Source organism: Kitasatospora sp. NPDC056446 (genome assembly GCF_042796115.1).
Classification (GTDB): domain Bacteria; phylum Actinomycetota; class Actinomycetes; order Streptomycetales; family Streptomycetaceae; genus Kitasatospora.
In genome coordinates this window covers 25,972-51,974 of sequence record NZ_JBHTRF010000063.1, presented here as the reverse complement: position 1 = coordinate 51,974, position 26,003 = coordinate 25,972, and the positions used below count along the sequence as shown (strand labels likewise).

General features: G+C 74.0%; 9 protein-coding genes. 7 read left to right on the top strand and 2 right to left on the bottom strand.

All coding sequences use genetic code 11. The features are described from left to right. Positions 1-319 precede the first annotated feature (319 nt). Entirely contained in the window at positions 320-532 is a 213-nt protein-coding gene (locus ACFQ6N_RS30135) for an MbtH family protein (RefSeq protein ID WP_380655745.1), read from the bottom strand. Positions 533-662: 130 nt separating this feature from the next. Continuing rightward, on the bottom strand, positions 663-1,505 hold the full coding sequence (locus tag ACFQ6N_RS30130) for an ArsR/SmtB family transcription factor (RefSeq protein WP_380655742.1): 843 nt from the start codon (positions 1,503-1,505) through the stop codon (positions 663-665). A 1,181-nt stretch (positions 1,506-2,686) separates the two neighbouring features. Between ACFQ6N_RS30130 and ACFQ6N_RS30125 the strand changes: the two genes are divergently transcribed. The 7 genes from ACFQ6N_RS30125 to ACFQ6N_RS30095 all read left to right on the top strand — a co-directional run bounded on the left by ACFQ6N_RS30125 (position 2,687) and on the right by ACFQ6N_RS30095 (position 25,984). Beyond that, positions 2,687-3,649, top strand: coding sequence for a methyltransferase (locus ACFQ6N_RS30125; protein ID WP_380655739.1), 963 nt, complete (start codon positions 2,687-2,689; stop codon positions 3,647-3,649). Positions 3,650-3,707: 58 nt separating this feature from the next. Next, positions 3,708-4,862 (top strand): tryptophan 2,3-dioxygenase family protein, encoded by a 1,155-nt coding sequence (locus tag ACFQ6N_RS30120; RefSeq protein ID WP_380655736.1) that lies wholly within the window; start codon positions 3,708-3,710, stop codon positions 4,860-4,862. Positions 4,863-5,938: 1,076 nt separating this feature from the next. Next, entirely contained in the window at positions 5,939-6,697 is a 759-nt protein-coding gene (locus ACFQ6N_RS30115; RefSeq protein WP_380655735.1) for an ABC transporter ATP-binding protein, read from the top strand. Further along, the gene (locus tag ACFQ6N_RS30110; RefSeq protein WP_380655733.1) at positions 6,691-9,300 is read left to right on the top strand and encodes an ABC transporter permease; all 2,610 of its coding nucleotides are present in this window, start codon (positions 6,691-6,693) and stop codon (positions 9,298-9,300) included. Before ACFQ6N_RS30115 ends, ACFQ6N_RS30110 begins: the two co-directional genes overlap by 7 nt. A gap of 273 nt (positions 9,301-9,573) precedes the next feature. Beyond that, positions 9,574-15,237 (top strand): amino acid adenylation domain-containing protein, encoded by a 5,664-nt coding sequence (locus ACFQ6N_RS30105; RefSeq protein ID WP_380655732.1) that lies wholly within the window; start codon positions 9,574-9,576, stop codon positions 15,235-15,237. Between the two features lie 41 nt (positions 15,238-15,278). After that, positions 15,279-24,674: an amino acid adenylation domain-containing protein gene (locus tag ACFQ6N_RS30100; protein WP_380655730.1), complete on the top strand. Its 9,396-nt coding sequence runs from the start codon at positions 15,279-15,281 to the stop codon at positions 24,672-24,674. Continuing rightward, positions 24,671-25,984, top strand: a complete 1,314-nt coding sequence (locus ACFQ6N_RS30095) for an MFS transporter (RefSeq protein WP_380655728.1) — start codon at positions 24,671-24,673, stop codon at positions 25,982-25,984. Before ACFQ6N_RS30100 ends, ACFQ6N_RS30095 begins: the two co-directional genes overlap by 4 nt. The last annotated feature ends 19 nt before the right edge of the window (positions 25,985-26,003 follow it).

Here is a 26,003-nt window from a genome sequence, read left to right as displayed (position 1 = left end):
CCCGCACGGACCGGCTCTCCGCGTGTTCCCCGTGCCGTTGGGGACCACGCGACCGGTCGGCCGCACGGGGGAGCGGCCGGCCACCGGGTGTTCCGGCGTGTTGTGGTACCCCAAGTCAACCACCGCGTCCTGGAGTCGCGCTGTAGCCCTGGTTGTAGGAAATGGGTAGTGCTAGGTATACCTAGCGTGGTTCCGCATACGAAAAATGCCCCCGGGCCGGTGCGGACGGGACTCCGGTCGAGTCCCGTCCCTCCGGCCCGGGGGCACTTCTGACGTCAGGACGGCCGCTGTGGCCGGGCCCGGTGAGGGGCCCCGACCGCTAGCGGTCCATCGCCTCGGCGAGGCTCCGGGGGCGCATGTCGGCCCAGTTGGCCTCGACGTAGTCGAGCGCCGTCTGGCGGTCGGTCCCGGGCAGGGCGACCGTCCAGCCGGCCGGCGCCTCGGCGAAGGCGGGCCACAGGGAGTGCTGGCCCTCGTCGTTGACCAGCACCAGGTAGGTGCCCTCGGGGTTCTCGAACGGGTTGGTGCTCATCGTGTTCCCTCCGTGGGTGTGGCCGGTCCGCGGGACCGGCGGGGATCGGCGGGGCACGCCCCGGGGCCTCCGGTCCGGATCGTTCCGGGTGGGGTCGGATCCGGTCGGGAGGCCCCGGGGCCGGGCCGCGTTACGAGGCCCGGGTCGAATGCCGCTGCCGGAGCAGCGCCACGCCGAGCGGTGTCAACGAGTGCAGTGCGGTGTTGCGTTTGCGGGCGGTCGTGACCAGCCCCGCCTTGCGGAGCACCGTGGCGTGCTTGCTCGCGCCGGCCAGGGAGATGTTCAGCCGCTGGGAGAGCTCGCCGGTGGTGCAGCTCTCCGAGAGCATCTGGAGTGCCGCGGCCCGGGTGTGCCCGACCAGGGCGCTCAGCGCCTGCTCGCTGCCGGCGTTCTGGCCCCAGAACTCGGTCTCCGCCGCCGCGTCCACGGGGACCGAGAAGACGAGGACGGGGACACCGATCTCCTGGACGTCCTCCAGGACCATGCAGGCCTTGCCGGACAGGAAGAGCGACGGGCACAGCACGAGGCCGCGCCCGTTGAGGTGGATGTCACGGTCCGGCTCCCCGGCGACCTCCAGGACCGGGGGCTTCCAGTTCAGCCTCGGGTGGAGGTTGTCCAGGAGGGCGTGCATGCCGTTGGCGATGCCGATCCGGCCGCAGGAGTCGCGGACCGAGGCCATGTGGCCGCGCATCTGACGCCAGTGCGGCAGCACGGCGACCTGGCAGAACTCGAACAGGGTCGCCCGGACCCGCTGCCGGGCCCGTTCGTCCTGTCCGAGGTCCTGGTTGGTGCCCGAGTGCAGCCTGAGCAGGGGCAGCAGCTCCTGTACGTCGTACCGGTCCGCCAACTGCTCCACCTCGGCGACCCGGGTCCCGAGTTGCTCCCTGACACTTTTGCGCCAGCCGTGGAAGCCGGCGCTGCCTTGCCTGCCGAACTGCTTCAGCGCGAATGCGCCTTCGACGACAGGGCCCAAACTGGCGATCATACTTAATTGAGCGAGGTCGTCAACCGTGAAGTGGATTCTCAATTCCCCGTCTCCCACACACGTCAATGCTGGAGGGCCGGCACTCCCGGTACGCGACCACGATCCGTCGGGCTACGGCACGCGCCCGACGGCCCGTGGTGTGCGGGAATAGCACCCGACACCGCGGTCACGTCCCAAACCGATCCGAGCTGTCCCCCAGCCAGCGGCCCCATTTGACCGTCACTTATCAAAACAATAAGTGGAACGTGGGGATTCCAGTACGTAACAATGATCACGTTACCGTGGTATTGACAAGCAACTACGATCGACGTAGGAGGATGCACCGCGACCGGCGGTACTGCCCGTCCATCCGTCCTGGGACCGCATTCGGCCTGGCCTGGCCCGACGGGTGCCGGTCGGGCCGCCGACCAGGGCCGGGCCGGCTCGTCGGGACGTAGGCCGGGGCCCGCCGCGGAGCCGCCGCGCGCACCGGGCGGTACTGCAGACGTCCTGGTCCGGTCGTCCGACCGGCCCGCCAAGCGGAAGCCGAACTACCGCTTGTGACCAGCATAGTGATCCGTGCTCAGGTCCGCCATCCGCGGCCCCGGCGCCGGAGGGCGCCCACCGGCCCCGGCGGCGGGCGGGGGAGCGCGGCCGACCGCCGCGGCCTCGCGGTCCGTGGCCCCCGGGGCCGCGCCGACCGGCGTCCGCCGAAGCGCCCGGCACAACCGGACCGATGAATTCCGGCCCCCGGCGGCCATGGTCGCACATGCCGGATCGGTCCGGAAAGCCCCGCTTTCCCGAGGGTTTTCCACGGCCCGGCCGGCCCCGCCGCCGGGTCCGTGGCCTGGCTGTTTTCCGCAGCGGTGAAGGTCCTTTGCCTATCCGCTCCCTTTACGCAAGGGGAATCCCGTCGAGGCTGGTCAGAGTGAACCCCGGAGCGCTCCTTGAACGACAAGGCAACTTCCTTGAGGGGGTTCCCGGCCCGCCCATAGCCTCCTCTCGCGGAAATCGAAAAGGCTGTGGTTCCCAGCCGTGGCCGATAACTCCCGACCGTCGCCGCGGCGCTCTTCCCGGCGAATCGGCGAACGGGAACGGATCGGCTCGTACCGCGACTGTGTGAACGCCCGCGGAGACGATGTGGAGATTGAGTGATGCTGCCCAAGGACTTGGAAAAAGCGGTTTACGGCGTGTATGCGACCACCGCGGTCCACCTGGCGGACAAGCACGGTGTCTTCGGGTTCCTCATCACCCAGGAGGCGCCGGCCGGAAAGATCGCCAGCGAGCTCGGGCTCGACGAGGAGACCCTCGACCGGCTGCTGGTCCTCCTGGACTCGCTCGGCGTCATCGCGCGGAACGAGCACGGGGCGTACTACGTCCCGGCGGAGATGGCGCCCTTCCTGGACCCGGCGAGCCCGCGCTCCGTCGGCGGCTTCCTCAGCCACGTGATGAACAGCACCGTCGGCCGGCTGCCGCAGCTGGACGGCTACCTGACGGACGGGAAGTCGGCCGTGGACGCCGCCCTGCCCGCCCCGTTCGAGGTCATGTACAAGACCCCGAAGCTCACCGAGGAGTTCCTCGCGGCCATGTGGGAGCTCACCTACGACGTCTCCCGCGAACTGGTGCCGCTGGCCGGGCTGGACGGCGTCCGGCACCTGGTGGACATCGGCGGCGCGAGCGGCCCGTTCTGCGTCGCCGCGCTGGAGGCGACCCCCGGCCTGAAGGCCACCGTCTACGAACTGCCCGAGGTGGGCCCGTACGTGGCCGACACCGTCGAGAAGTACGGCCTCCAGGGCCGGCTCGACTTCGCCGCGGGCGACTTCCACAACGACGAGTTCCCGCCGACCGAGTGCGTCGCGTTCGGCTACATCCTCTCCGGCTGGACCGACGAGACCGGCCTGGAACTGCTGCGCAAGGCGCACCGCGCCTGCGACGACGGCGGCCGGGTCCTGATCATGGACCGGCTGTTCGACGACGACCGGCGCGGCCCGCTGCCCACCGCCGTCATGAACGTGTCGATGCACGTCGAGGCGAAGGGCAGGCACCGGACCGCGGCGGAGTTCATCGGCCTGCTGGAGAGCGCCGGGTTCGTGGACTGCGAGGTGCACCGGACCACGCAGGACAAGCAACTGGTCATCGGTTTCAAGAGGTGAAACCTCGAGCCACGGGCCGGCGGCGGCCCGTGGTCCCCAGCGCAGCCCTGGAGGGCACATGGAGACCGCACCGGCGTCCTTGCAGTTCCCGGGACGATGCGACGAGGTCGCACAGCTCCAAGAGAGGTCGGGCCGCGAGGCGCTGACCCCGAGCGAGCGCGACCTGCTGACCAAACTCTACGAGGAGGCCTACGCCGACCAGTCGGCCGCGAGCGAGGTGATGCGGCTGCTCACCCGGTCGTTCAGCCGGGAGCCGATACCCCAGTACTACCGCTACGCCAACCTGCACGTGTACTCGTGGTTCCTCGACCTGTACCCGACCGAGCCGGTGGCCGGCGCGGTGCTGGCCCTGGAGGCGACCCTGGCCGACCTGGACGCCGTCGAGCGGCTCGCCGCCCCCCGGCTCACCGAGGCCGACCACACCGAGGACCGGCTGTTCCGCCTGGACGTCCTGCGCGAACAGGTCGGACGGCTGCCGGTGGAGACCGGCGGCAGCGCGACGGCGGCCGGGATCATCGCCCGGGCGCGCGAGGACGGCCTGGCCCGATGGCAGGCGTCCGTACTGACCCGCTGCTCGGGCTTCCTGGCCTCGGGCGACCACCACGAGCACATGTTCCTGCGCGCGGTCCAGGCGTGCGAACTCGCCTTCTACCTGATCCGCTACTTCACCGTGCGGGCGAGGATGGCGATCGGGCGCGGCGGCGACCAGGCGCACGCGCTGATGTCACAGCTGATCCAGTACGCGGAACTGCCCAACCACATCTTCCACGTGCTGAAGACGCTCACCCCCGACCTGTTCCTGACGTTCCGTGACGCCACCGGCGAGGCCAGCGCCGTCCAGTCGCTGAACTACCACATGATGGAACTGGTGCTGTACGGCTACGACGCGCGCAAGGTCGAGGCGTACTCCAAGTTCGACCACCTCCACGAGCTGACCGTGCCCCCGCTGCGGTCGGTCCGCCCGCTGCGCGACGCGGTGCTGGAGGCCGGCGACCCGGCGCTGACCGAGGCGATGGCCGAGGTCGAACGGACGCTGCTGACCTGGCGCGGCCGGCACTACGGGTTCGGCCGCCGCTACCTGCCCGGCATGCAGGGGTCCGGCGGCACCGAGGGCGCGGGCTACCTGCGGCGGTTCGTCAACAAGGACAACCTGGTTCCCGAGCCGATCACCACCGCGCCGGGGCTCGACCTGCTCGGGTTCGCGTTCCGCTGACCGGTCGGCAGGGCCGGGGCTGGCCGGCGGCTGCCGAGGCGTCCGGGCCGCTGCCTGCCGCCGCCCGCACCGGGTGGCGGCAGGGGGCACGCGGCACGGGCACGCGGCAGGGCCAGCCGGCAGGCGGGTTCTTCGTACCGTATGACTGGCTTGTGCCGAGTGCGGGGAAACGGTCGAAAGGCCGCCGGATCCGGGGCCCGGAGGCCTCCCGGAACCGGCGGCGGCCGGAAATGCCGGGCGGCGTCCGCCGGATTCGCCGCGCGGCCGTCCCCCGCGCGGCATTCCCCGTGGGGGAGTGGGCCGGAGGCCCCGCCGAGGTGTGCCGCCCGGCGGGGTCGGAAGTTCGATCGGAACCGAAGATCCGATCGGCCCGGGCCGGCCGGGAAACCGGCCCCGCCCGGAATCCCGGGGCCTTTCCGCGTGCCCGGTGCGTGCCGGAACCGGTGGGCGGTACGGGCGAATTGCGGGAAAGCGGTGGAGAATCGCCCGGTGGCGGGCGGGAATTCCCCGCAATCCGGCGTCCGTCCGTTCGGAGGCCGTCCCGGCGGACCGGTGCGCGGCCGTCCCGGAAGGGGCGCTGAGCTGCGCCGGTTCGGCGGGCCGGCCGGGCGCGCCGATCGCCGGTCCGCACCGGCCCGGGCCCGCCCGGGTACCGGTCCGGCGTGCCACGGGCGCGCGGCCGGCGGCAATCCGGAATTCGCCGGGGCCGCCGCCGGCGGCGGCCGGGGAAGGCCGCCCGGGTTTCGAAGTGCCCGCCCGTGGGCGCGACTTCGACGAGGTCATCGGCCAGGTGGCGGAGGTCCGGCCGGGCGTCGGTGGCCGAACGGCTTTCCCCGCGCGGGCGGTTGTGCCGCGCGGGTCCTTGCGCGGGCCCCGGAATCCGTACCGTCGGGGTGCGGGGAATTCCTTTCGCTCTTCCTTTCCTCCGGCTTTCCGGAACCGAATCCCGGGGATCAGCCCCGGGAAGGGCGTCCGGGAAAGCCGAATCCCGCCATGCCCGCACGGGGCGCGGGGGATTGACGGTCGATTAGGCGACGGGTGGCGGGGGGCGGTGCGGGCTGGGTAGGCTCCCCCGCATGTCTCGTTCTGCATCGCGTGCCACAACCGCTGACTGGTCGATCCGCTTAGATTCGGTCTCCAAGGTGTACGGATCGACAAGAAGCCCGGTGCAGGCGTTGGATTCCGTGAGCATCGAACTCCACCGTGGCACCTTCACCGCCGTAATGGGACCCTCCGGTTCCGGTAAGAGCACCTTTCTCAACTGCGCGGCCGGTCTGGACCGGCCGACCTCGGGCTCGGTCTGGCTGGGCGACGTCGAGTTGTCGGGCCTCGACGAGGTCCAGCTCACCGAGGTCAGACGGGAGCGGATCGGCTTCATCTTCCAGGCCTACAACCTGCTCGGCTCACTGACCGTCGAGGAGAACGTCACGCTGCCACTGCGGCTCGCCGACCGCAAGACCGACCACGACTTCCTGCGGGAGGTGCTCACCGCGGTCGGCCTCGGCGACCACCTCAAGCGCCGTCCCAGCGAACTCTCCGGCGGCCAGCAGCAGCGGGTCGCGATCGCCCGCGCGCTGATCACCCACCCGGACGCGGTGGTCGCGGACGAGCCGACCGGAGCGCTGGACTCCCGCTCCAGCAAGCAGGTCCTGGAACTGCTGCGGCACGTCGTGGACGACATGGGGCAGACGGTGCTGATGGTCACCCACGACCCGGTCGCCGCCTCGTACGCCGACTCGGTCGTGTTCCTGGCCGACGGCAAGCTCGCGGGCGAGCTGTACCGGCCCACCTCGGAGCAGGTCGCGTCCCGCATGACGCACCTGGGCGAGTGGTGATCCGCGCCGTCCGCCGGCTGGTCCGCATCGTGGTGCCGTACCGCAAGGACCTGTCGCTGGCATGGAGCACCATCAAGGGGCGCAAGGGCGGCTTCGTCGGCTCCTTCGTGGCGATCGCCGCGGGCGCGGCGGTGATCACCGCCTGCGGCATCCTGCTGATGTCCGGCCTCAGCACCGGAGTGACCCCCGAGCGCTACGCGGGCACGGAGGTCGTCCTCAGCGCGGAGCAGTCGTACTGGCTGGACGAGAGTTCCGAGGTCCGCTACAGCGAACGCGTCACGCTGCCCGCCGACAAGGTCGCCGCCGTCGGCGCGGTGCCGGGCGTGCACTCGGCCGTCGGCGACGTCGACATCGAGCTCAGCGTGCTGGACCAGAAGGGCGGATCGGTCGGCGGCCCGGACGGCTTCCCGGTGTTCGGGCACGGCTGGTCCGGCGCCGGACTCGGGCCGTTCACGGTGGCCGCCGGCCGCGCCCCCACCGGGTCCGACGAGGTCGTGCTCGACTCCGGCCTCGCCTCCCGCGCCCACCTGTCGCCCGGTTCGACGGTGCGGCTCGTGGTCGGCTCGGTCGCCTCGTCCTACCACGTGGTGGGCGTCGCCGACCCGCCCGGCGACGGCTTGGCCCGGCAGTCCGCGGTGTTCTTCACCGACGGCCAGGCCGCCAAGCTGACCGGCCGTCCGGACCGGGTGGACGCCATCGGCGTGCGCGCCGCGCCCGGCGTCACCGCCGACCAGCTGGCCAAGAGCATCAAGGCCGCCGTGCCGGGCGTGGTCACCCACACCGGCTCCGGGCGCGGCGACGTGGAGTTCCTGGACGTGGGCGACGCCCGCAGCCTGGTGGTCGAGTCCTCGGCGTCCTTCGGCGGCACCATGGTGCTGATCGTGGTGTTCGTGGTGGCGAGCACCCTCGCCCTGTCGGTGCAGCAGCGCCGGCGCGAACTCGCCCTGCTGCGCGCCATCGGCGCCACGCCCAAGCAGATCCACTGGATGATCGGCGCCGAGATGACGCTGGTGTCGGGGGCCGGCGCCCTGGTCGGCGTGCTCCCCGGCATCGTCCTCGCGTTCGTGATGCGCGAGGTGTTCGTCCTCGCGGGCGCCATGCCCCCGGACTTCCACATGGAGGTGGGGTTCCTCCCCGTCCTCGCCGCGCTGGTGCTGTGCATGGTCAGCGCCCGGCTCGGCGGCTGGATGGTCGCCCGCCGGGTCGCCAGGACCAGCCCGGTCGAGGCGCTCGGGGACGCCGCCGTCGAGCCCAAGAAGCTCGGCCGGGTCCGGCTGGCGATCGGCTTCCTGCTGATCCCGCTCGGGCTGCTGCTGACCCTCAACAACGTGGCGGTGTCCGGCGACTCGGCCGCCGACACGGCGGCGAGCGCGGTGCTGCTGTTCGTCGTCGCGGTGGGCTGCATCGGCCCGCTGCTGTTCCGGGGCGCCATCGGGGTGTTCGGCGCGCGGCTGAACAGCCAGTCCAAGGCCTACGGCTTCCTCGCCCAGTCCAACGCCAAGGCCAACTCGCGGCGGCTCAGCACGGCCGCCACCCCGCTGGCCATGGGCGTGACCCTGGCCGCCGTGCAGGTGTTCGGCGCCTCCACGACGATGGCCGCCTCGCAGGACCAGCTGGCCGAGGGCATGCGGGCCGACCACGTGCTCACCGCGACCTCCGGCTCCGGGGTGTCCCCGGAGGTCGTCGACGCCGTGCGCGGCGTCCCCGGGGTCACCGTGGTGACGCCGGTGGCGCGGATGACGGTGCTGCTGACCTTCCCGTCCGAGGACAGCACCGCGACCAAGGTCTACCCGGCCCAGGGCGTCACGCCCGACCGGCTCTCCGACACCATGGACCTCGGGGTGATCGAGGGCGACACCGGGCAGCTCCAGGGCGAGACGGTGGCGCTGAGCCGGGTCGTCGCGGAGACCGTCGGGGCCAAGCGCGGCAAGACGATCGACCTGCGGCTCGGCGACGGCACGGTGGTCAAGCCGACCGTGGTGGCGATCTACGAGCGGGGCCTGGGCTTCGGGGACGTCACCCTGCCCAACGACCTGGTCGTCGCGCACACCACCGCGCGGACCGACGCCGCGGTGCTGGTCAGGTCCGCGCCCGGCACCGACCAGAAGGCGCTCCTCGGGGCGCTGCGCGGCGCCGTCGAGCGCTACCCGACGGTCAAGGTCGGCGGGCAGTCCTCGCTGAACGTGGCGCCCGGGGCGGGCGGTTCGGGCGACTGGGCGCTCAACCTGCTGTTCCAGACCGTCCTGCTGGGCTACATCGCGATCGCCGTGGTGAACACCCTGGTGATGGCGACGGCGGCGCGGGTCCGCGAGTTCGCCATGCTGCAACTCATCGGCGCCAGCCGCGACCAGGTCCGCCGGATGATGAACGGCGAGGCCCGGATCGTGGTCTTCTCGGCGCTGCTGTTCGGACTGCTGGCGACGATCCCGCCGCTGGTCGGCATCAGCCTCGGGCTGACCAAATCGGCGATGCCGACCGTCTCCGTCCTCGGCCTCCTCGCGATCGTGGCGGTCACCGTCGCGCTCTCCTGGGGCTCGATCGCGACGGCCACCCGGTTCGCCATGCGGCCCGCGCCGGTCGACGCGATCGGCGGGCGCGAGTGAGCCGCACCGCCGGCGGCTGACGCCGCGCGGGCACCCGATGGCGCCGCCGGGCATCCGGCGGCGCCATCGGCGTTCCACCGTGTCCCACCGCGTCCGGTCGGCGGCGCCGCCGACCGTGCCGCCGCAGGTCCCGGCGTCAAAACGCCTGCTGACCGCCCTGTTTCGCTCTTCCGTCAAGTGCGTAGCTGGTCCGAGGCCCCTCTGGGGAGACTTGGCGATCAGGCACGGCCTCCGCCGTGCGGACCCAGCGCAGACCGAAGAGGGAGACAGCCCGTGACCCACGAAGGGTTCCCGGAAGCAGGACCGGCGTCGGACCCGGCCGTCGACCACGAGGTGACGCGCTTTCCCGTCGACCGTCCACGACCGGCGGCGCCCGCCGAGGCCACGGCGACGCACCGGTTCACGCTCGACCCCGCGCTCACCGCGGGCCTGCGGCGGCTCGCGGACACGGCCGGCGCCACCCTGCCGGGCGCCCTCACCGCCGCGGCCCAGCTGCTGTCCGCGGTGTACGCGGGCGAGGACGAGGTGACCGCGACCGTCCACCGCCCGTCCGCGACCGGGGGCGGCGCGCCCGTCCTGCTGCGCGCGGCCGTCGACGGCCGCCTCCCCTTCGACCGCCTCCTCGGCGAGGCCACCCGCGCGGCGGGCGCCGACCTGCCCGTCACCTTCGCCGTCGCCGACGTCGCGCTGAGCTTCGCCGACCGCGACGGCGCGCTGGAGGTGAGCGTCGGCCACGACCCCGCACTGCTCGAACCGGCGACCGTCGAGCGCCTCGCCGAGGCCCTCCGCACCCTGCTCGCGGAGATCGTCGCCAAGCCGGGCCGGCCGCTGTCCGAACTGCGGCTGCTGACCGGGGCCGAGCGGCGCCGGGTGCTCCACGACTGGAACGACACCACCGGCCCGTTCCCCGCCGACCGGGGCCTGCCGGAGCTCTTCGCCGAGCAGGTGCGGCTCGCCCCGGACCGGACGGCCGTGCTGGCCGGCGGCGAACGGATCAGCTACGCCGAACTGGACGAGCGGGCCAACCGGCTCGCCCACCGCCTGCTCGCCGAGGGCGTCACCACCGAGTCCCGGGTCGGCCTGCTGCTGGACCGGTCCGTGCACGCGGTCGTCTCCATCCTCGCCGTGCTCAAGGCCGGCGCCGTCTACGTCCCGCTGCACGCCGCCTACCCCGAGGACCGGGTCCGCCTCGTCCTGGCCGACGTCGGCGCCCGGGTGCTGCTGACGGACCGGGCCATGGCGGAGCGGGCCGCCGCGACCGACGTCCCGGTCCTCGTCGTCGACGACCCGGCCACCACCGCCGGCCTGCCCGCCCACGACCCCGGGTGCCGCCCGGACCCCCGGCAGCTCGCCTACATCATGTTCACCTCGGGCTCCACCGGGACCCCGAAGGGCGTCGCGATCACCCACGCCGACGTGGTCGCCCTGGCCTGGGACCGCCGCTGGCGCGAGGCCGCGCACCGGCGCGTCCTGTTCCACTCCCCGCACGCCTTCGACGCCTCGACCTACGAGGTGTGGGTGCCGCTGCTGACCGGCGGCGAGATGGTCATCGCCACCGAGGAGCCGACGCCCGCCCTCGTGCGCGACCTGATCGCCGAGCACGGCGTGACGGCGGTGTTCCTCACCTCCGCGCTGCTGCGCCTGTTCGCCGAGGAGGCGCCCGACTGCTTCGCCGGCGCGGCCACCGTCATCACCGGCGGCGAGGCGCCCTCCCCGGAGGCGCTGGAGCGGGTCATCACGCACTGCCCCGGCACGGTGGTCGTCAACGCCTACGGGCCGACCGAGGCCACCACCTACACCCAGTTCCACGAGCTGTCCCTGGACCAGGTGCGCTCCCGCGTGGTGCCGATCGGCCCGCCGCTGGACAACACCCGGCTGTACGTGCTGGACGCGTGGCTGCGCCCGGTGCCGGTCGGCGCGCCCGGCGAGCTGTACGTCGCGGGCGACGGCCTGGCCCGCGGCTACTTCGGCCGCCCCGCGCTGACCGCCGAGCGCTTCGTCGCCGACCCCTTCGCGGCCGGGGACGGGCCCCTCGCCGCCGGCCCGGCGGCCGGGCCGGGAGGGAGGCTCTACCGCACCGGCGACGTCGTCCGGTGGCGCGCCGACGGGACGATGGACTACCTGCGCCGGGCCGACAACCAGGTCAAGATCCGCGGCTTCCGGATCGAGATCGGCGAGATCGAGGCCGCGCTCACCGGGCTCGACGGCGTCAAGGACGGCGTGGTCGTCGTGCACGAGACGCGCGGCGCCCGGCACCTGGTCGCCTACGTGGTGTCCGAGCGCGGCCGGGAGGCCGACCCGCAGGCGTGGCGCGAGGCCCTGTCCGCCCGGCTGCCGGGCTACCAGGTGCCGTCCTGGTTCATCCCGATGGACGCGCTGCCCCTGTCGAACAGCGGCAAGGTGGACCGCCGCGCCCTGCCCGAGCCGCAGGTCGACCTGCTGACCGCGGGCGAGCACGTCGAGCCCCGGACGGACACCGAGCGGCTGCTGGCCGGGGTGTGGGCCGAGGTGTTCGGCGTCGACCGGGTCGGCGTGACCGACAACTTCTTCGCCGTCGGCGGCGACTCCATCCTGGCCATCAAGGTGGTCTCCCGGCTCCGCTCGCACGGAATCCGGCTGACCGCCAAGGACCTCTTCCTCACCCCGACCGTCGCCGAACTGGCCGGGGTCGCGACCAGCACGGACGGCGCGACCGGCGCCGACGGCGCACCCGGCGGGGCGGCGGACCGCCCGCTCGTCGAGCTCACCCCCGCCGAGGCCGCGCGCCTCGCCGAGGGCGGGCCCGTCGAGGACGTCTACCCGCTGACCCCGATGCAGAGCGGGATGCTCTTCGACGCGCTGATGACCGAGGACACCGGTCTGCACCTGATCCAGTTCGACCTGGTGCTCGACCACGTCGAGGACCCCGAACTGCTCGCCCGGGCCTGGCAGTCGGCCGCGGACCGGCTGCCCATCCTGCGCACCGCCGTGGTCTGGTCGGACCTCGGCGACCCGGTCCAGGTGGTCCGGGCCGCGGCCACCCTGCCCGTCACCCGGCACGACTGGCGCCTCCTGCCCGAGGCCGAGCGCCAGGAGGCGTGGCAGGCACTGCGCGCCGCCGACCGGGCGGCCGGCGTCGACCTTGACACCGCGCCCCTGGCCAGGGTCGCCGTCATCCGGCTCACCGACACCAGCGTCCGCCTGCTGTGGTCGATGCACCACATCGTCATGGACGGCTGGAGCGGCGCCGAACTGCTCGCCGAAGTGGCCGCCGACTACGCCCGGCTGCGCGACGGCGAGGCGCCGCCGGCGCGGCCCCGGGTGCCCTTCCGGGACTACCTGCGGTGGCTGGACGGCCAGGACCGGGCGGCGGCGGAGGCGTACTGGCGCGGCGTGCTCGGCGACTTCACCGTGCCGACCCGGCTGCCCTACGACCGCCCGGCCGCACCGGACTACCGGCCGCGCGCCACCGAACTCGTCGAGGTGGACATCGCCCCCGCGCTGTCCGCCCGGCTCGTCGAGGTGGCCAAGCGGACCAAGCTGACCACCAGCACGCTCCTCCAGGGAGCGTGGGCGCTGCTGCTGTCGCGCTACGGCGGCGGCCGGGAGGTCTGCTTCGGCGGCACGGTGTCCGGCCGCACCCCGGACCTCGCCGGCGTCGACTCGATCATCGGCATGCTGGTCAACACCCTGCCGGTGCTCGCCCGGGTGGACCCGGAGCAGGACCTGGTGCCCTGGCTGGCCGGCCTCCAGGCCGAGCAGGCCCGGGCCCGCGACTTCGAGACCGTGTCGCTGACCCAGGCCCAGTCGTGGAGCGGGCTGTCCGCCGGGGACAACCTGTTCGACAGCATCATCGTCTTCGAGAACTACCCGTTCGACGAACGGGCGTTCACCGCGCACGGCCTGGACCTCACCCGCTTCGACACCGAGACCGGCTCGGGCACCGCGCTCGGCGTCGTCGTGCTCCCCGGCGAACGGATCACCGTCCGCCTGCACTTCGACCCGGCGCTGTTCGAGGCGGACAGCGTGCGGCGGATGGCGGACTACCTGCGGACCCTGCTGGAGGCGTTCGCCGAGGACCCCGAGCGGACCGTCGGCGACCTGCCGGCCCTCTCACCCGCCGAGTACCGGACGGTCGTCGGCACGGCCGCGGCCGGCGCCCCGGCCGACCGCTCCGTCGAGCACCGGATGCACGAACTGGTCACCACCCAGGCGCGGCTGCGCCCCGACGCGGTCGCGGTGGAACTCGACGACCAGCGGCTGACCTACGCCGAACTGGACACGCAGGCCAACCGGCTGGCCCACCACCTGATCGAGCGGGGCGTCGGCAGCGACGTCCTGGTGGGCATCGCGATCGAGCGGAGCCTGGACCTGTTCGTCGCCATCCTCGGCATCCTCAAGGCCGGCGGCGCGTACGTGCCGCTGGACCCGGACTACCCGGCCGAGCGCCTGGGCGTCACGCTGGAGGAGACCCGCCCGCCGGTGGTGCTGGCCCACGAGAGCGGCATCGGCCGCTTCCCCCGGACCGACGCCGACCTGGTGTTCCTGGACCGGGACCGCGAGGTCATCGCCAAGTACCCGGACACCGAGCCCGAGGCGACGGGCAGCCCCCGCGACCTCGCCTACGTCGTCTACACCTCCGGCTCGACCGGCCGGCCCAAGGGCGTGATGGTCGAGCACCGCTCGCTCTACAACACCGTCACCGCGGTGGTCGGGCCGTACGGGCTCACCCCGGACAGCCGGGTCTTCCAGCTGTGCTCGATGAGCTTCGACACCGGCGTGCAGGACCTGTTCACCACCTGGGCAGCCGGCGGCACGATGGTCGTGCCGCGCCCGGACGTCGCCCGCAACGGCACCTACCTGGTCGAGCACATGCTCGCGGGCCGGGTCACCACGGCGTCCATCCCGATCACCGTGCTGTCCTCGCTCGACCCCGACTCGCTGCCCGGGATGGACACCGTCCGGGTCGGCGGCGACGTGGTCGTCCCCGAGGTCGCCGAGGCCTGGGCCCGCGACCACCGGGTGATCAACAACTACGGGCCGACCGAGGCGGGCGTCACCGTCAGCCTGTTCGAGGTCGAGCAGGGCGCCGGGTACCGCAGCGTGCCGCTGGGCGAGCCGCTCGCCAACACCCGCGCCTACATCCTCGACGACCGGCTGACCCCGGTGCCGATCGGCGTGCCCGGCGAGCTGTACGTCGGCGGCGTGGGCCTCGCCCGGGGCTACGTCGCCAACCGGGCCAAGACCGCCGAACGCTTCGTCGCCGACCCGTTCGGCCCGCCCGGATCGCGGCTCTACCGCACCGGCGACGTGGTGCGCTGGCGCGCCGACGGCACCCTGGACTTCGTCGGACGCACCGACGACCAGGTCAAGATCCGCGGCTTCCGGGTGGAGCCCGGCGAGATCGAGAGCGTCCTGCTGCGGCACGACGCGGTCGCCGAGGCCGCCGTCTCGGTGTGGCCCGACGAGAAGGGCAACAAGCGGCTCGCCGCCTACGTCGTGGGCCGGCCCGGCCTGCCCGTGCCGACCGCCGGGGACCTGCGCGACCACCTCGGCGCCACCCTGCCCGACTACATGATCCCGGCCGCGATCGTCGCGCTGGAGCGGATGCCGCTCAACCACAACGGCAAGCTCGACCGGTCCGCGCTGCCCGCCCCCACCCGCCAGGACGGCGCGGGAGCCGACTACGTCGCCCCGGGCGACCCGACCGAGGAAGCACTGGCCCGGATCTGGACCGAGGTGCTCGGCATCGAGCGGATCGGCGTCCGGGACGACTACTTCGCCCTCGGCGGCGACTCCATCAACAGCCTGCGGATCGTCTCCCGGATGCGCACCGCCTTCGGCGTCGAGGTCACCCCCCGCGACCTCTTCGAAGGACCGACGATCGCCGCCCTGGCCACCACCATCCGCGACCGGATCCTGGCCCAGGTGCTGGAGAGCCTCGCCGCCCGGTCCTGAACGCGTCGGACCCCGCCCTTCTGAAACGGAGAGAGAACAGCATGGAACTGCCCCCCGCCGCGAAGGACCGGTTGTCCGCGCTCCCCGACCACCTGCGCGAACTCGTGCTGCGCCAACTCGCCGGCGCCGCCGAGCCCGTCGCCCAGGACCGCCCGATCACCCCGGCGCCCCGGGACGGCGCGCTGCCGCTGTCGGCGGGCCAGCAGGGCCTGTGGTTCCTCGCCGAACTGAACCCCGACAGCGTCGAGTACAACGCCCCCCGGGTGCTGCGGCTGACCGGCGAGCTGGACGTCGAGGCGCTGCGCGCGGCCCTCGACGGGGTGGTCGCGCGGCACGAGGCGCTGCGCACCACCATCGGCGAGGTCGAGGGCCGCGGCATCCAGGTGGTGCACGAGCCCGCCCGCGTCCCGGTCGAACTGCTGGACCTGTCCGACCTGCCGGAGGCCGAGCGCGCCGCCGGGCTCGACCGCTGCCTGGAGCGCGAGGGGGCGACCCCGTTCGACCTGCGCCGCGGCCCGCTGTTCCGGGTGACCCTGGTCCGGCTCGCGGCGGACGAGCACGTCCTCGTGCTGGGCCTGCACCACATCGTCGGCGACGGCTGGTCCATCGGCATCCTGGTCGAGGAGGTCGGCGCCCGGTACGCGGCGCGGGTGCGCGGCGAGGACCTCGCGCTGCCGGACCTGCCGGTGCAGTTCGCCGACTTCGCGGTCTGGCAGCAGGAGCGGCTGGCCGGGCCCGAGGCGGCCGGGCAGACCGACTACTGGCGCCGCCACCTGGCCGCGCTGCCCCCGGTGGAACTGCCGTCCGACCGCCCGCGCCCCCCGGTCCTGGGCACCGCGGGCGCGATCCACGAGATCGTCCTGCCCGAGGCGCTGACCCGGCGCCTGGGCGAACTCGGCGCCCGCACCGGCGCCACCCTGTTCATGACCCTGGTCGCCGCGAGCCAGCTGCTGTTCGCCCGGTACTCGGGACAGCGGGACATCGCCGTCGGTTCGGTCGCCGCGGGCCGCGGCCGGGTCGAACTGGAACACGTCATCGGCTACTTCAGCAACACCGTGGTGCTGCGCTCCCAGGTCGACGAGGAACGCTCCTTCACCGACTTCCTCGGCGACGTCCGCTCCACCGTGCTCGACGCCTTCGCCAACGACGAGATCCCGTTCCAGCGGCTGGTCGACACCCTGCGGCCGGAACGCGACCCCAGCCGGCCGCCCCTGGTGCAGGTGATGGTCAACCTCCAGAACGCGCAGCAGGCCGACACCGACCTGCCCGGCCTGCGGGTCACCGAGGTCGACCCGCCGCTGCACGTGGCCAAGTTCGACGTGTCCCTCGACTTCTTCGAGCACGACGGCGGGCTCACCGGCTCCATCGAGTACAGCACCGACCTGTTCGACCCGGCCACGATCGAGCGGATGAGCGGGCACCTGGTGACCCTGCTCGACGGCGTCGCCGCCCGGCCGGACGCGCCGATGCGGGACCTGCCCATGCTCACCGCGCCCGAACTGCACCGGCTGACCACCGAGTGGAACGGCCCCGTGGTCGAGTTCGGCCCCTCCCGGAGCGTGCACGAGCTGTTCGACGAGCAGGCCGCGCTGCGCCCCGACGCGGTCGCGGTCAGCTGCGCCGACGAGCGGCTGACCTTCGCCGCCCTGAAGGCCCGGGCCGACCGGCTGGCCCGCCACCTCAGCGGCCTGGGCGCGGGCCCGGGCACCCTGGTCGGCGTGTGCGTCGAGCGCGGCGTGGACGCGATGGTCGCGCTGCTCGGCGTGATGAAGTCCGGCGCCGCGTTCGTCCCGCTCGACCCGGACTACCCGGCGCAGCGGCTCAGCATGATGCTGGAGGACGCCGCCGCACCCGTGGTGGTCACCCAGACCTCGGTGGCGGACCGGGTCGCCGGACACGACGCGACCGTCATCCTCCTCGACCGCGACCGGCCGCTGATCGACGCCCTGCCGGACGGGCCGCCGCCGACCGGCGGCACCGTGGACGACCTGGTCTACGTGATCTACACCTCGGGCACCACCGGCAAGCCCAAGGGCGTGCAGATCAGCCACCGCAACGTGCACCACATCCTGCGCTCCTGGAACGCCCGCTACCGGCTGGACGAGATCCGCGGCCGGGCCCTGTGCGTGGCCAGCTTCGGCGTCGACCTGTTCCTCGGCGACTTCCTGTTCTCCGCGCTCTTCGGCGGCGAGATGGTGGTCTGCCCGGCCGAGGTGGTGACCGACCCGCCCACCCTGGCCGATCTGATCGCCGAGGTCCGGCCGGAGATCCTGGCCACCACCCCGTCCCTGGCCCGGGCCATCAGCACCGAGCTGGCCTGGCGCGGCGGCGGCGGCCTGGAGTCGGTGCGGCTGCTCTCCCTGGGCGCCGAGGGCTGGCTCGCGGAGGACGCCGCCAACCTGCTCGAACACATCGGCCCCGACACACTGGCCGTCAACGCGTACGGCGCCACCGAGACGACGATCGACGCCACCGTGTTCGCGCTCGGCGACGACCCGGTCGAGCCCTCGGCGTTCGTCCCGATCGGCAAGCCGATGGTCAACACCAGCGTCTACGTGGTGGACGACCTGGGCCGCCCGGTGCCGACCGGGGTGCCCGGCGAGCTGTTCATCGGCGGCGGCGGCATCGCCCAGGGGTACTGGAACCGGCCCGAGTTGAGCGCCGAGCGGTTCCCCTTCGACGTCCTCGGCCCCGGCACCGGCCGGTTCTACCGCACCGGCGACGTGGTGCGCTGGCGCGGCGACGGCAACCTGGAGTACCTCGGCCGGGTCGACGACCAGGTCAAGATCCGCGGCTTCCGGGTCGAACTCGGCGAGGTCGAGACCGCGCTGACCCGCCACCCCCTGGTGGCCACCGCCGCGGCGGTCGCGCGCCGGGCCGACTCCGGCCACACCCGGCTGTTCGCCTACGTGGTCCCGGCCGGCACCGAGGCGCCCGACCCCGCCGCGCTCCGCGCCTTCCTCGCCGCCAACCTGCCGAGCCAGGCCGTGCCCTCGGCGATCGCCGTGCTCGACGCGCTGCCGATGACCCCGAACGGCACCCTGGACCGGCGGGCCCTGCCCGTGGTCGCCGAACCCGAGGCCGACCCGTCCCGCCGGGTCGCGCCGCGCACCCCGGTGGAGGCCGCGCTGGTCGACGTCTGGGCGAAGGTCCTGGGCGTCGAACCCGACCGGATCGGCGTCGAGGACAACTTCTTCAACCTCGGCGGCGACTCGATCCTCAGCCTCCAGGTGGTGTCGCTCGCCCGGCGCTCCAACCTGCGGCTGACCACCCGGCAGATGTTCCTGCGCCAGACCATCGCCGAACTGGCCGGCGAGGTCACCGAGGTGGCCGCGCCCGACGCCGAGCAGGGCCCGGTGGTCGGCCCGGTGCCGCTGACGCCCGTCCAGCACTGGTACTTCGAGGAGTTCCCCGACGCGCCGGGCCACTTCAACCAGTCGCTGTACCTCGAACTGGACGCCGCGGTCGACGCCGACGCGCTGCGCACCGCCTTCGCCGCCGTGCTCCACCACCACGACATCCTGCGCATCCGCGCCGAGCGGGTCGGCGGCGCCTGGCGCCAGCGCAACGACGCCGTCACCGACGGCCCGGCCGACACCGGCCTCCTGGAGACCGTGGACCTGACCGCGCTCGACCCGGCCGCCCGGGACGAGGCGGTGCGCGCGGCGATCACCGCGGCGCAGACCGGCTTCGACGTCCGCACCGGCCCGCTCTTCAGGGGCGTGCTGTTCACCCTCGGCGGCGGCCTGGCCCCCCGGCTGTTCGTCGCCGCCCACCACTACGTCGTCGACGCGGTCTCCTGGCGGGTCATCCTCGCCGACCTGGAGACCGCGCACCGCCAGGCGGCGCTCGGCCGGAAGACGGACCTGGGCGCCAAGTCCACCTCGTTCCGGGACTGGTCGCACCGCCTCACCGGCCTGGCGGCGGCCGGCGGGTTCGACGCCGAACTGGACCACTGGACCCGGGTCGAGCGGGCCACCGCCGACGCCGCCCCGCTGCCGGTGGACCTCCGGGGCCGCAACACCGCCGGCTCCGCGCGCACCCTCACCCGGCGGCTGAGCGCCGACCGCACCGACGCGCTGCTGCGCCGGGTCCCCGAGGCGTACCGGACGCAGGTCAACGACGTGCTGCTGAGCGCCCTCGCCCGGGTGCTGCACGACTGGGCCGGCGGCACCGTGCCGGTCGAACTGGAGGGCCACGGACGCGAGGACCTGTTCGCCGACGTCGACCTCACCCGCACCGTCGGCTGGTTCACCACCGTGTTCCCGGTGGCGCTGGAGCTGCCCGAGGGCGGGGACTGGGGCGCCACCCTCAAGAGCGTCAAGGAGCAGCTGCGCGCCGTGCCGTCCCGCGGCCTGGGCTACGGCGCCCTGCGCTACCTCGGCGGGGCCGGCGGACTGGGGCAGGGCCGCCAGTGCCAGGTCGGGTTCAACTACCACGGCCGCTTCGACGCGGGGACCGGCGACGAGGACGGGCTGTTCCGGGGCTGGTGCGACAACCCGGTGCCCGACCGGAGCCCCGAGCAGGCCCGGCAGTGCCTGATCGAGGTCACCGGCATGGTCCGGGACGGCGTGCTGGAGTTCGGCTGGGAGTACTCCGGGAACGTCCACCGCGAGGAGACGGTCGCCCGGCTCGCCGAGGACTTCCTCACCGCGCTGGAGCAGATCGTCGAGCACTGCGCGCTGCCCGGCGCGGGCGGCTGCACCCCGTCGGACTTCCCGCTCGCCGGCCTGGACCAGGCGGCCGTGGACCGGATCGCCGGCGACGGCCGCACGGTCGAGGACGTCTACCCGCTCACCCCGATGCAGAGCGGCATGCTGTTCCACTCCCTCGACGGCGACAGCGGTGATATGTACCTCACGCACTTCGCCGCCGTGCTCGACGGGGTCGACGACCCGGCCCGGCTGGCCGAGGCCTTCCAGCGGGTGGTGGACCGCACCCCGGTCCTGCGCACCGCCGTGGTCGGCGCCGACGTCCTGGACACCCCGCTCCAGATCGTCCGCCGGGACGTCCGGATGCCCGTGACGCACCTGGACTGGAGCGCCCTGACCGAGGAGGACCGGGAGGCCCGCTCGCGGCAGCTGTGGGAGGGCCTGCCCGCGCTGCGCCTCGACCTGGCCGAGGCGCCGCTGATGCGGCTGACCGTCGCCCGGCTGTCCGGGTCGAGCGTCCGGGTGATCTGGTCCTCGCACCACCTGCTGCTGGACGGCTGGAGCTTCGCCGACGTCCTCGCCCAGGTCTTCGAGGAGCACGCCGCGCTCGGCGGCGCACCCACCCCCGCGCCCAAGCCGCGCCGCCCGTACCGGGACTACGTGCAGTGGCTGGCCGAGCAGGACGACGCCGCCGCCGAGGCGCACTGGCGCCGCACCATGGCGGGCTTCACGGCGGCCACCCCGCTGCCGTACGACCGGGCGCCGCTGGCCGCGCACGACTCCCGCTCCTCGCGCGACGTCAACCTGCGGCTGCCCGCCGAACGCTCGCGCCGGCTCTACGAGTTCGCCAAGAGCGCCCGGCTGACGGTGAACACCGTCGTCCAGGGCGCGTGGGCGCTGCTGCTCGCCCGGCACAGCGGCGAACAGGACGTGTGCTTCGGCGCGACGGTCTCCGGCCGGCCCGCCGAACTCGCGGGCGCGGACGAGATCGTCGGCCTGTTCATCAACACGCTGCCCGTGCGGACCCGCGTGGACGGCGCCCCCGACCTGGTGTCCTGGCTGCGCCGGATGCAGGACGAGCAGGTCGAGACCCGGCAGTTCGAGCACGTGTCGCTGGCCCAGGTCCGCGGCTGGAGCGACGTGCCCGGGGACTCCGGCCTGTTCGACAGCCTCGTCATCTTCGAGAGCTTCCCGTACGACCGGGAGGCGGGCGCCCGGCACGGCCTCGTGGTGCGCGAGAACGACGGCGCGGAGGAGACCAACTACGCGCTCACCCTCACCGCCTACACCACCGACGAACTGCACCTGCGCCTCGGCTACGACCCGCGCCTGTTCGACCCGGGCACCGTGGAGCGGCTCGCCGGACGCCTGGCGACCCTGCTGGACGCCTTCGCCGACCACGCCGGGAGCCCGGTCGCCGGACTGCCCGTCCTGACCGCCGCCGAGCGGACCGTCCTGCTGGAGGAGTGGAACGCCACCGCCCTGCCGACCGGGCGGGCCACCACCGTCGAGCTGTTCGAACAGCAGGCCGCGGCCACCCCGCACGGCACCGCGCTGGTGCACCGGGACACCGTGCTGAGCTACGCCGAACTGGACGCCCGCGCCAACCGGCTGGCCCACCACCTGGTGGCCCGGGGCCTGCGCCCCGAGCAGACCGTCGCCCTGGCCTGCCCGCGCACCCCCGAACTGCTGGTGGCCATGCTGGCGGTACTGAAGACCGGCGCCGCCTACCTGCCGCTGGACCTGGACCACCCGCGCGAACGCCTCGCGTTCATGGTGCGCGACGCGGCCCCGGTCCTCGCGCTGACCGGCGACGCGGCCGTCCTCGACCTGCCGGAGGGCACGCCGTCCCTCTCGCTCACCGACCCCGGCACGGCCGCCCTGCTCGCCGGCCTCCCGGCGACCAGGCCGGCCCCGGCCGGGCCGGTGGGCCCGGAGAACGCCGCCTACCTGCTCTACACCTCCGGCTCCACCGGCACCCCCAAGGGCGTCGTGGTCACCCGGGGCAACCTGCGCAACTTCGTGCTGGACATGCGGGACCGGACCGCGATGGCCCCCGGGGACCGGCTGCTGGCCGTGACCACCGTCGGGTTCGACATCGCGCACCTGGAGCTGTTCGTGCCGCTGGTCAGCGGCGCGGCCGTGGTCCTGGCGGACAAGGAGCTGGTGCTCGACCCGCGGGAACTGCGCCGGGTCGTCCACGCCGAGGACGTCACGGTGGTGCAGGCCACGCCGAGCCTGTGGCGCGGCGTCGCCGAGGCCGTCCCGGACGTGCTCGCCCGGGTCCGGGTGCTCGTCGGCGGCGAGGCGCTGCCCGCCGAACTGGCCGAGGCCCTGACCGCCGGATCGCCGTCGGTGACGAACGTGTACGGGCCGACCGAGACCACCATCTGGTCCACCGCCGCCGAGCTGGCGCGCGGCACCACCGGCGCGCCGCCGATCGGCCGGCCGATCGCCAACACCCGGGTGTACGTGCTCGACGCCCGCCTCCAGCCGGTGCCCCCCGGCGTCCCGGGCGAGCTGTACATCGCCGGCGAGGGCGTGGCCCGGGGCTACGCGGGCCGGCCCGGCCTGACCGCGGGCCGGTTCGTCGCCGACCCGTTCGGACCGGCCGGAGGGAGGATGTACCGCACCGGCGACGTGGTCCGGTGGCGGGCCGACGGCGTCCTGGAGTTCGTCGGCCGGGCCGACGACCAGGTCAAGATCCGCGGCTTCCGGATCGAGCTCGGCGAGATCGAGACGGTGCTGGAGGCCCACCCGAAGGTCGGCTCGGCCGTGGTGGTGGCACGCGAGGACCGCCCGGGCGACCGGCAGCTGGTGGCCTACACCGTGCCGGCCGGCGCCGAACCGCCCACCGCCGCGGAGCTGAAGGCGCACCTCGGGAAGTCCCTGCCGGGGTACATGGTGCCCGCGTTCTTCGTGGTCGTGGACACCTTCCCGCTGACCCCCAGCGGCAAGGTCGACCGGCGGGCGCTGCCCGCCCCGGGCGCGACGGCCGACGACGCCGCGCCGCGGGTCGCGCCGCGCGACGCGACGGAGGCCGCGCTCGCCGCGATCTGGGCGGAGGTACTCGGCCGCCCGCTCGACGAGGTCGACGTGACCGGCGACTTCTTCGAGCTGGGCGGGAACTCGGTGCTGAGCGTCCAGGTGGTCTACCGCGCCCGGCGGGCCGGCTGGCACATCGTGCCCAAGGACCTGTTCTCGCACCCGACCGTCGAACGCCTCGCGGCGGTCGCGGTCCGGACCGGGGCCGCCGACGGCGGGGCCGCGCCCGGGCCGGTCGGGCCCGAGCCGGTGGCACCGCTCGACTCCCCGCCGAGTGTCGTGACCGACTCCCTCGCCGCCGACGCGGACGCCGACGACCAGGACGCCGCCGACCCGGCGGTCCCGGCCCTCGACCGCGCGTTCCTGGCCGCCCGGCTCGCCGAACTGGCGCGCGCGCACCGGGTGCCCGGCGCGCAGCTCGCCGTCCGCCACCAGGGCCGGCTGATCGTCGTCGCGACGGGGGAGCGGGTGGCGGGCTCCGGCCTGCCGGTCACCGCCGACACCGCGTTCCCGGTCGCCTCCCTGACCAAGCCGGCCACCGCACTGCTCGTCGGACTGCTGGCCGCCGACGGACGGCTGGACCTCGACGCCCCGATCGGCGCCTACCTGCCCGAACTCTCCGCCGCGAGCCCGGTCGGCCGGGTGACGGTGCGTCAACTCCTCGGCCACACCGGCGGACTGGTCGCCGCGATAGACGAGCGGGTGCCCAGCGCCGACCGGCGCGCCTGGATCGAACGGCACTGCGACGAGAGCGCCGTGACGCACCGACCGGGCACCGCGTTCTCCTACTCCGACGTCGGCTACGTGCTGGCCGGCCGCCTGGTCGAGGTGCTGACCGGCACGGACTGGCGGACCGCCGTGGAGTCGATGCTGCTGCGCCCGCTCGGGATCGCGGCGGCGTACAACGGGCAGCCGGGCGACCGGCCGACGGCACAGGGCCACGTGGTCCAGGGCTCCTCGGAGCGGGACGGCCTGCTCCCGGTGCCCGAGCAGTCCTTCGCCCCGGTCGACGACCCCGCCGCGGCGCTGGCGGCCAGTGCGGCCGACCTGGTGCGGCTGGCCGGCCTGCACGACCCGACCGGCGCCGGGGTGCTCGACCCCGCGACCGGCGACGCGATGCTCCGGGACCACACCGGCGGCCTCGCCGTCGGACCGTTCGGCCTCGCCGACGGCTGGGGGCTCGGCTGGGCCGTCTTCCGCGGCCCGGACGGCGGCCGCGACGCCGGCGACCCGGCCGTCGTCGACCCGGCCGGTGGCGACCCGACCAGTCACGACTGGAACGGGCACGACGGCAGCGGCGACGGCACCTGGTCCCACCTGCGCTTCGACCCGGCCGCCGGGACGGCGGTGGCGCTCACCACCAACGCGAGCACCGGCGCCGGGCTGTGGGAGGACCTGCTGGCCGAACTCGGCGCGGCCGGGCTCGACGTGGCGAACCACTCGCTGCGGACGCTGTCCGACCCGGCCGAACCGGTCGCGGGCCCGGCCGAGTGCGCCGGGCGCTACGCCAACGGCGACTGGGACTGCCTGGTCGAGGCCGGCCCCGACGGGCTGACGCTGTCCGTCGGGCACGGGCCGCGCTCCGCGCTGACCTGCACCGCCGACCTGCGGTTCGTTACGGCGGGCGGCGGCGGGGTGCCGGGCACGGGCCGGTTCGTCCGCGACCCGGACACCGGCCGGGTCGAGCTGCTCCAGCTCGCCGGCCGGCTGCTCCGCCGCACCGGGGCGTCGGCCGGATGACGGTCGACGTCGCGCCCGGTCGCGTGCCGCCGCTGTCGCGCAACCGGAACTACCACGTGCTGTGGGGCAGTCAGCTGGTGTCCGAACTGGTCAGCCAGCTGTGCCTGATCGCGTTCCCGCTGACGGTGATGGCGGCGACCGGCTCCGCGGCCCGGATGGGAGTCGTCGCCGCCGTCATCGCGGCGGCGCACATGGCGGCCAACGTCCCGGCCGGCGTCCTGGTGGACCGCTACGACCGCAAGCTGGTCATGCTGGTCTGCCAGTGCGTCCGGGCGGTGGCGATGGCGAGCCTGGCGCTCGCCCTGTTCGCGGGGCACTTCTCGCTGGCGCACCTGCTCGTGGTCGCGGTGGCGGAGGGGCTGATGGGCGCGGCCTTCGACCCGGCCGAGCACGCCGCGCTGCCGCAGGTGGTGCCCGAGTCGCAGCTGTCGCAGGCGGTGGCGACCAACACCACCCGCCGGTACATCGCCACGCTGCTGGGCCCGGCGAGCGCCGGCTTCCTGTTCGCCGTCGACCGGATGGCCCCGTTCGCGGTCGCCGTCGTCCTGCTCGTGGCGTCCTGCGTGGTGCTGGGCTTCCTCCGCCTCCCCCGGGCCGAGCCGGGGCGGGCGTCCGCCGTGGAGCCGGGTGCCGTGGAGCCGGGTGCCGTGGAGTCGGGTGCCGGGGAGCCGGGCGCCGGGCCCGAGCGGCCGGGCATGCTCGCCGACGGGTTCCGGTGGGTGCTGGGGCACCCGGTGATCAGGCCGACCCTGGTCTGGCTGATGTGCTGCGAGTTGTTCGTCTCCGCCCTGACCGTCATCGTGCTGGCGCTGTCCGGCGAGGGCGGCCTGGCCCCCGGCGAAGTGGGCGTGATGATGACCGGGTTCGGCGCCGGCGGTCTGCTGGGCGCCGCCGTCGCGGGCCGGCTGCACGCGGCGCTGCCCGCGCCCGTGGTCATCGTCGGGTTCCCCTGGGTCGCGGCGGGGCTGACGCTGGTGCTGGCCCTGGTGCCGACCGGTGTGCTGACCGGCGTGCTGCTCGGCGGGATCGCCTTCCTGATCCCCACCGCGTTCACGACGGTCATGACCTACCAGCTCACCGTCGCGCCCGACGAACTGCGCGGCCGGCTGAGCGGCATCGTCGGACTCTTCGCCGGCGGCGCCGGCGCGGTCGGGCCACTGGCGGGCGGCCTGCTGATGGCCGGTGGGGACAGCCACGGCAGCCTGCTGACCCTGTGCGGCGCACTGGCCGTCGTCGCGGTGGGCACCACCCTCACCCCCGCGCTGCGCCGCTTCCCCACGCTGGCGGCGGGAGCCGGGACCCCGCGCTGACCGAAGGACGACGAGGGCC

Coding starts and splice junctions, on each gene's coding strand:
- ACFQ6N_RS30115 (WP_380655735.1), top strand. CDS start 5,939: ATGTCTCGTTCTGCATCGCGTGCCACAACCGCTGACTGGTCGATCCGC.
- ACFQ6N_RS30135 (WP_380655745.1), bottom strand. CDS start 532: ATGAGCACCAACCCGTTCGAGAACCCCGAGGGCACCTACCTGGTGCTG.
- ACFQ6N_RS30095 (WP_380655728.1), top strand. CDS start 24,671: ATGACGGTCGACGTCGCGCCCGGTCGCGTGCCGCCGCTGTCGCGCAAC.
- ACFQ6N_RS30100 (WP_380655730.1), top strand. CDS start 15,279: ATGGAACTGCCCCCCGCCGCGAAGGACCGGTTGTCCGCGCTCCCCGAC.
- ACFQ6N_RS30120 (WP_380655736.1), top strand. CDS start 3,708: ATGGAGACCGCACCGGCGTCCTTGCAGTTCCCGGGACGATGCGACGAG.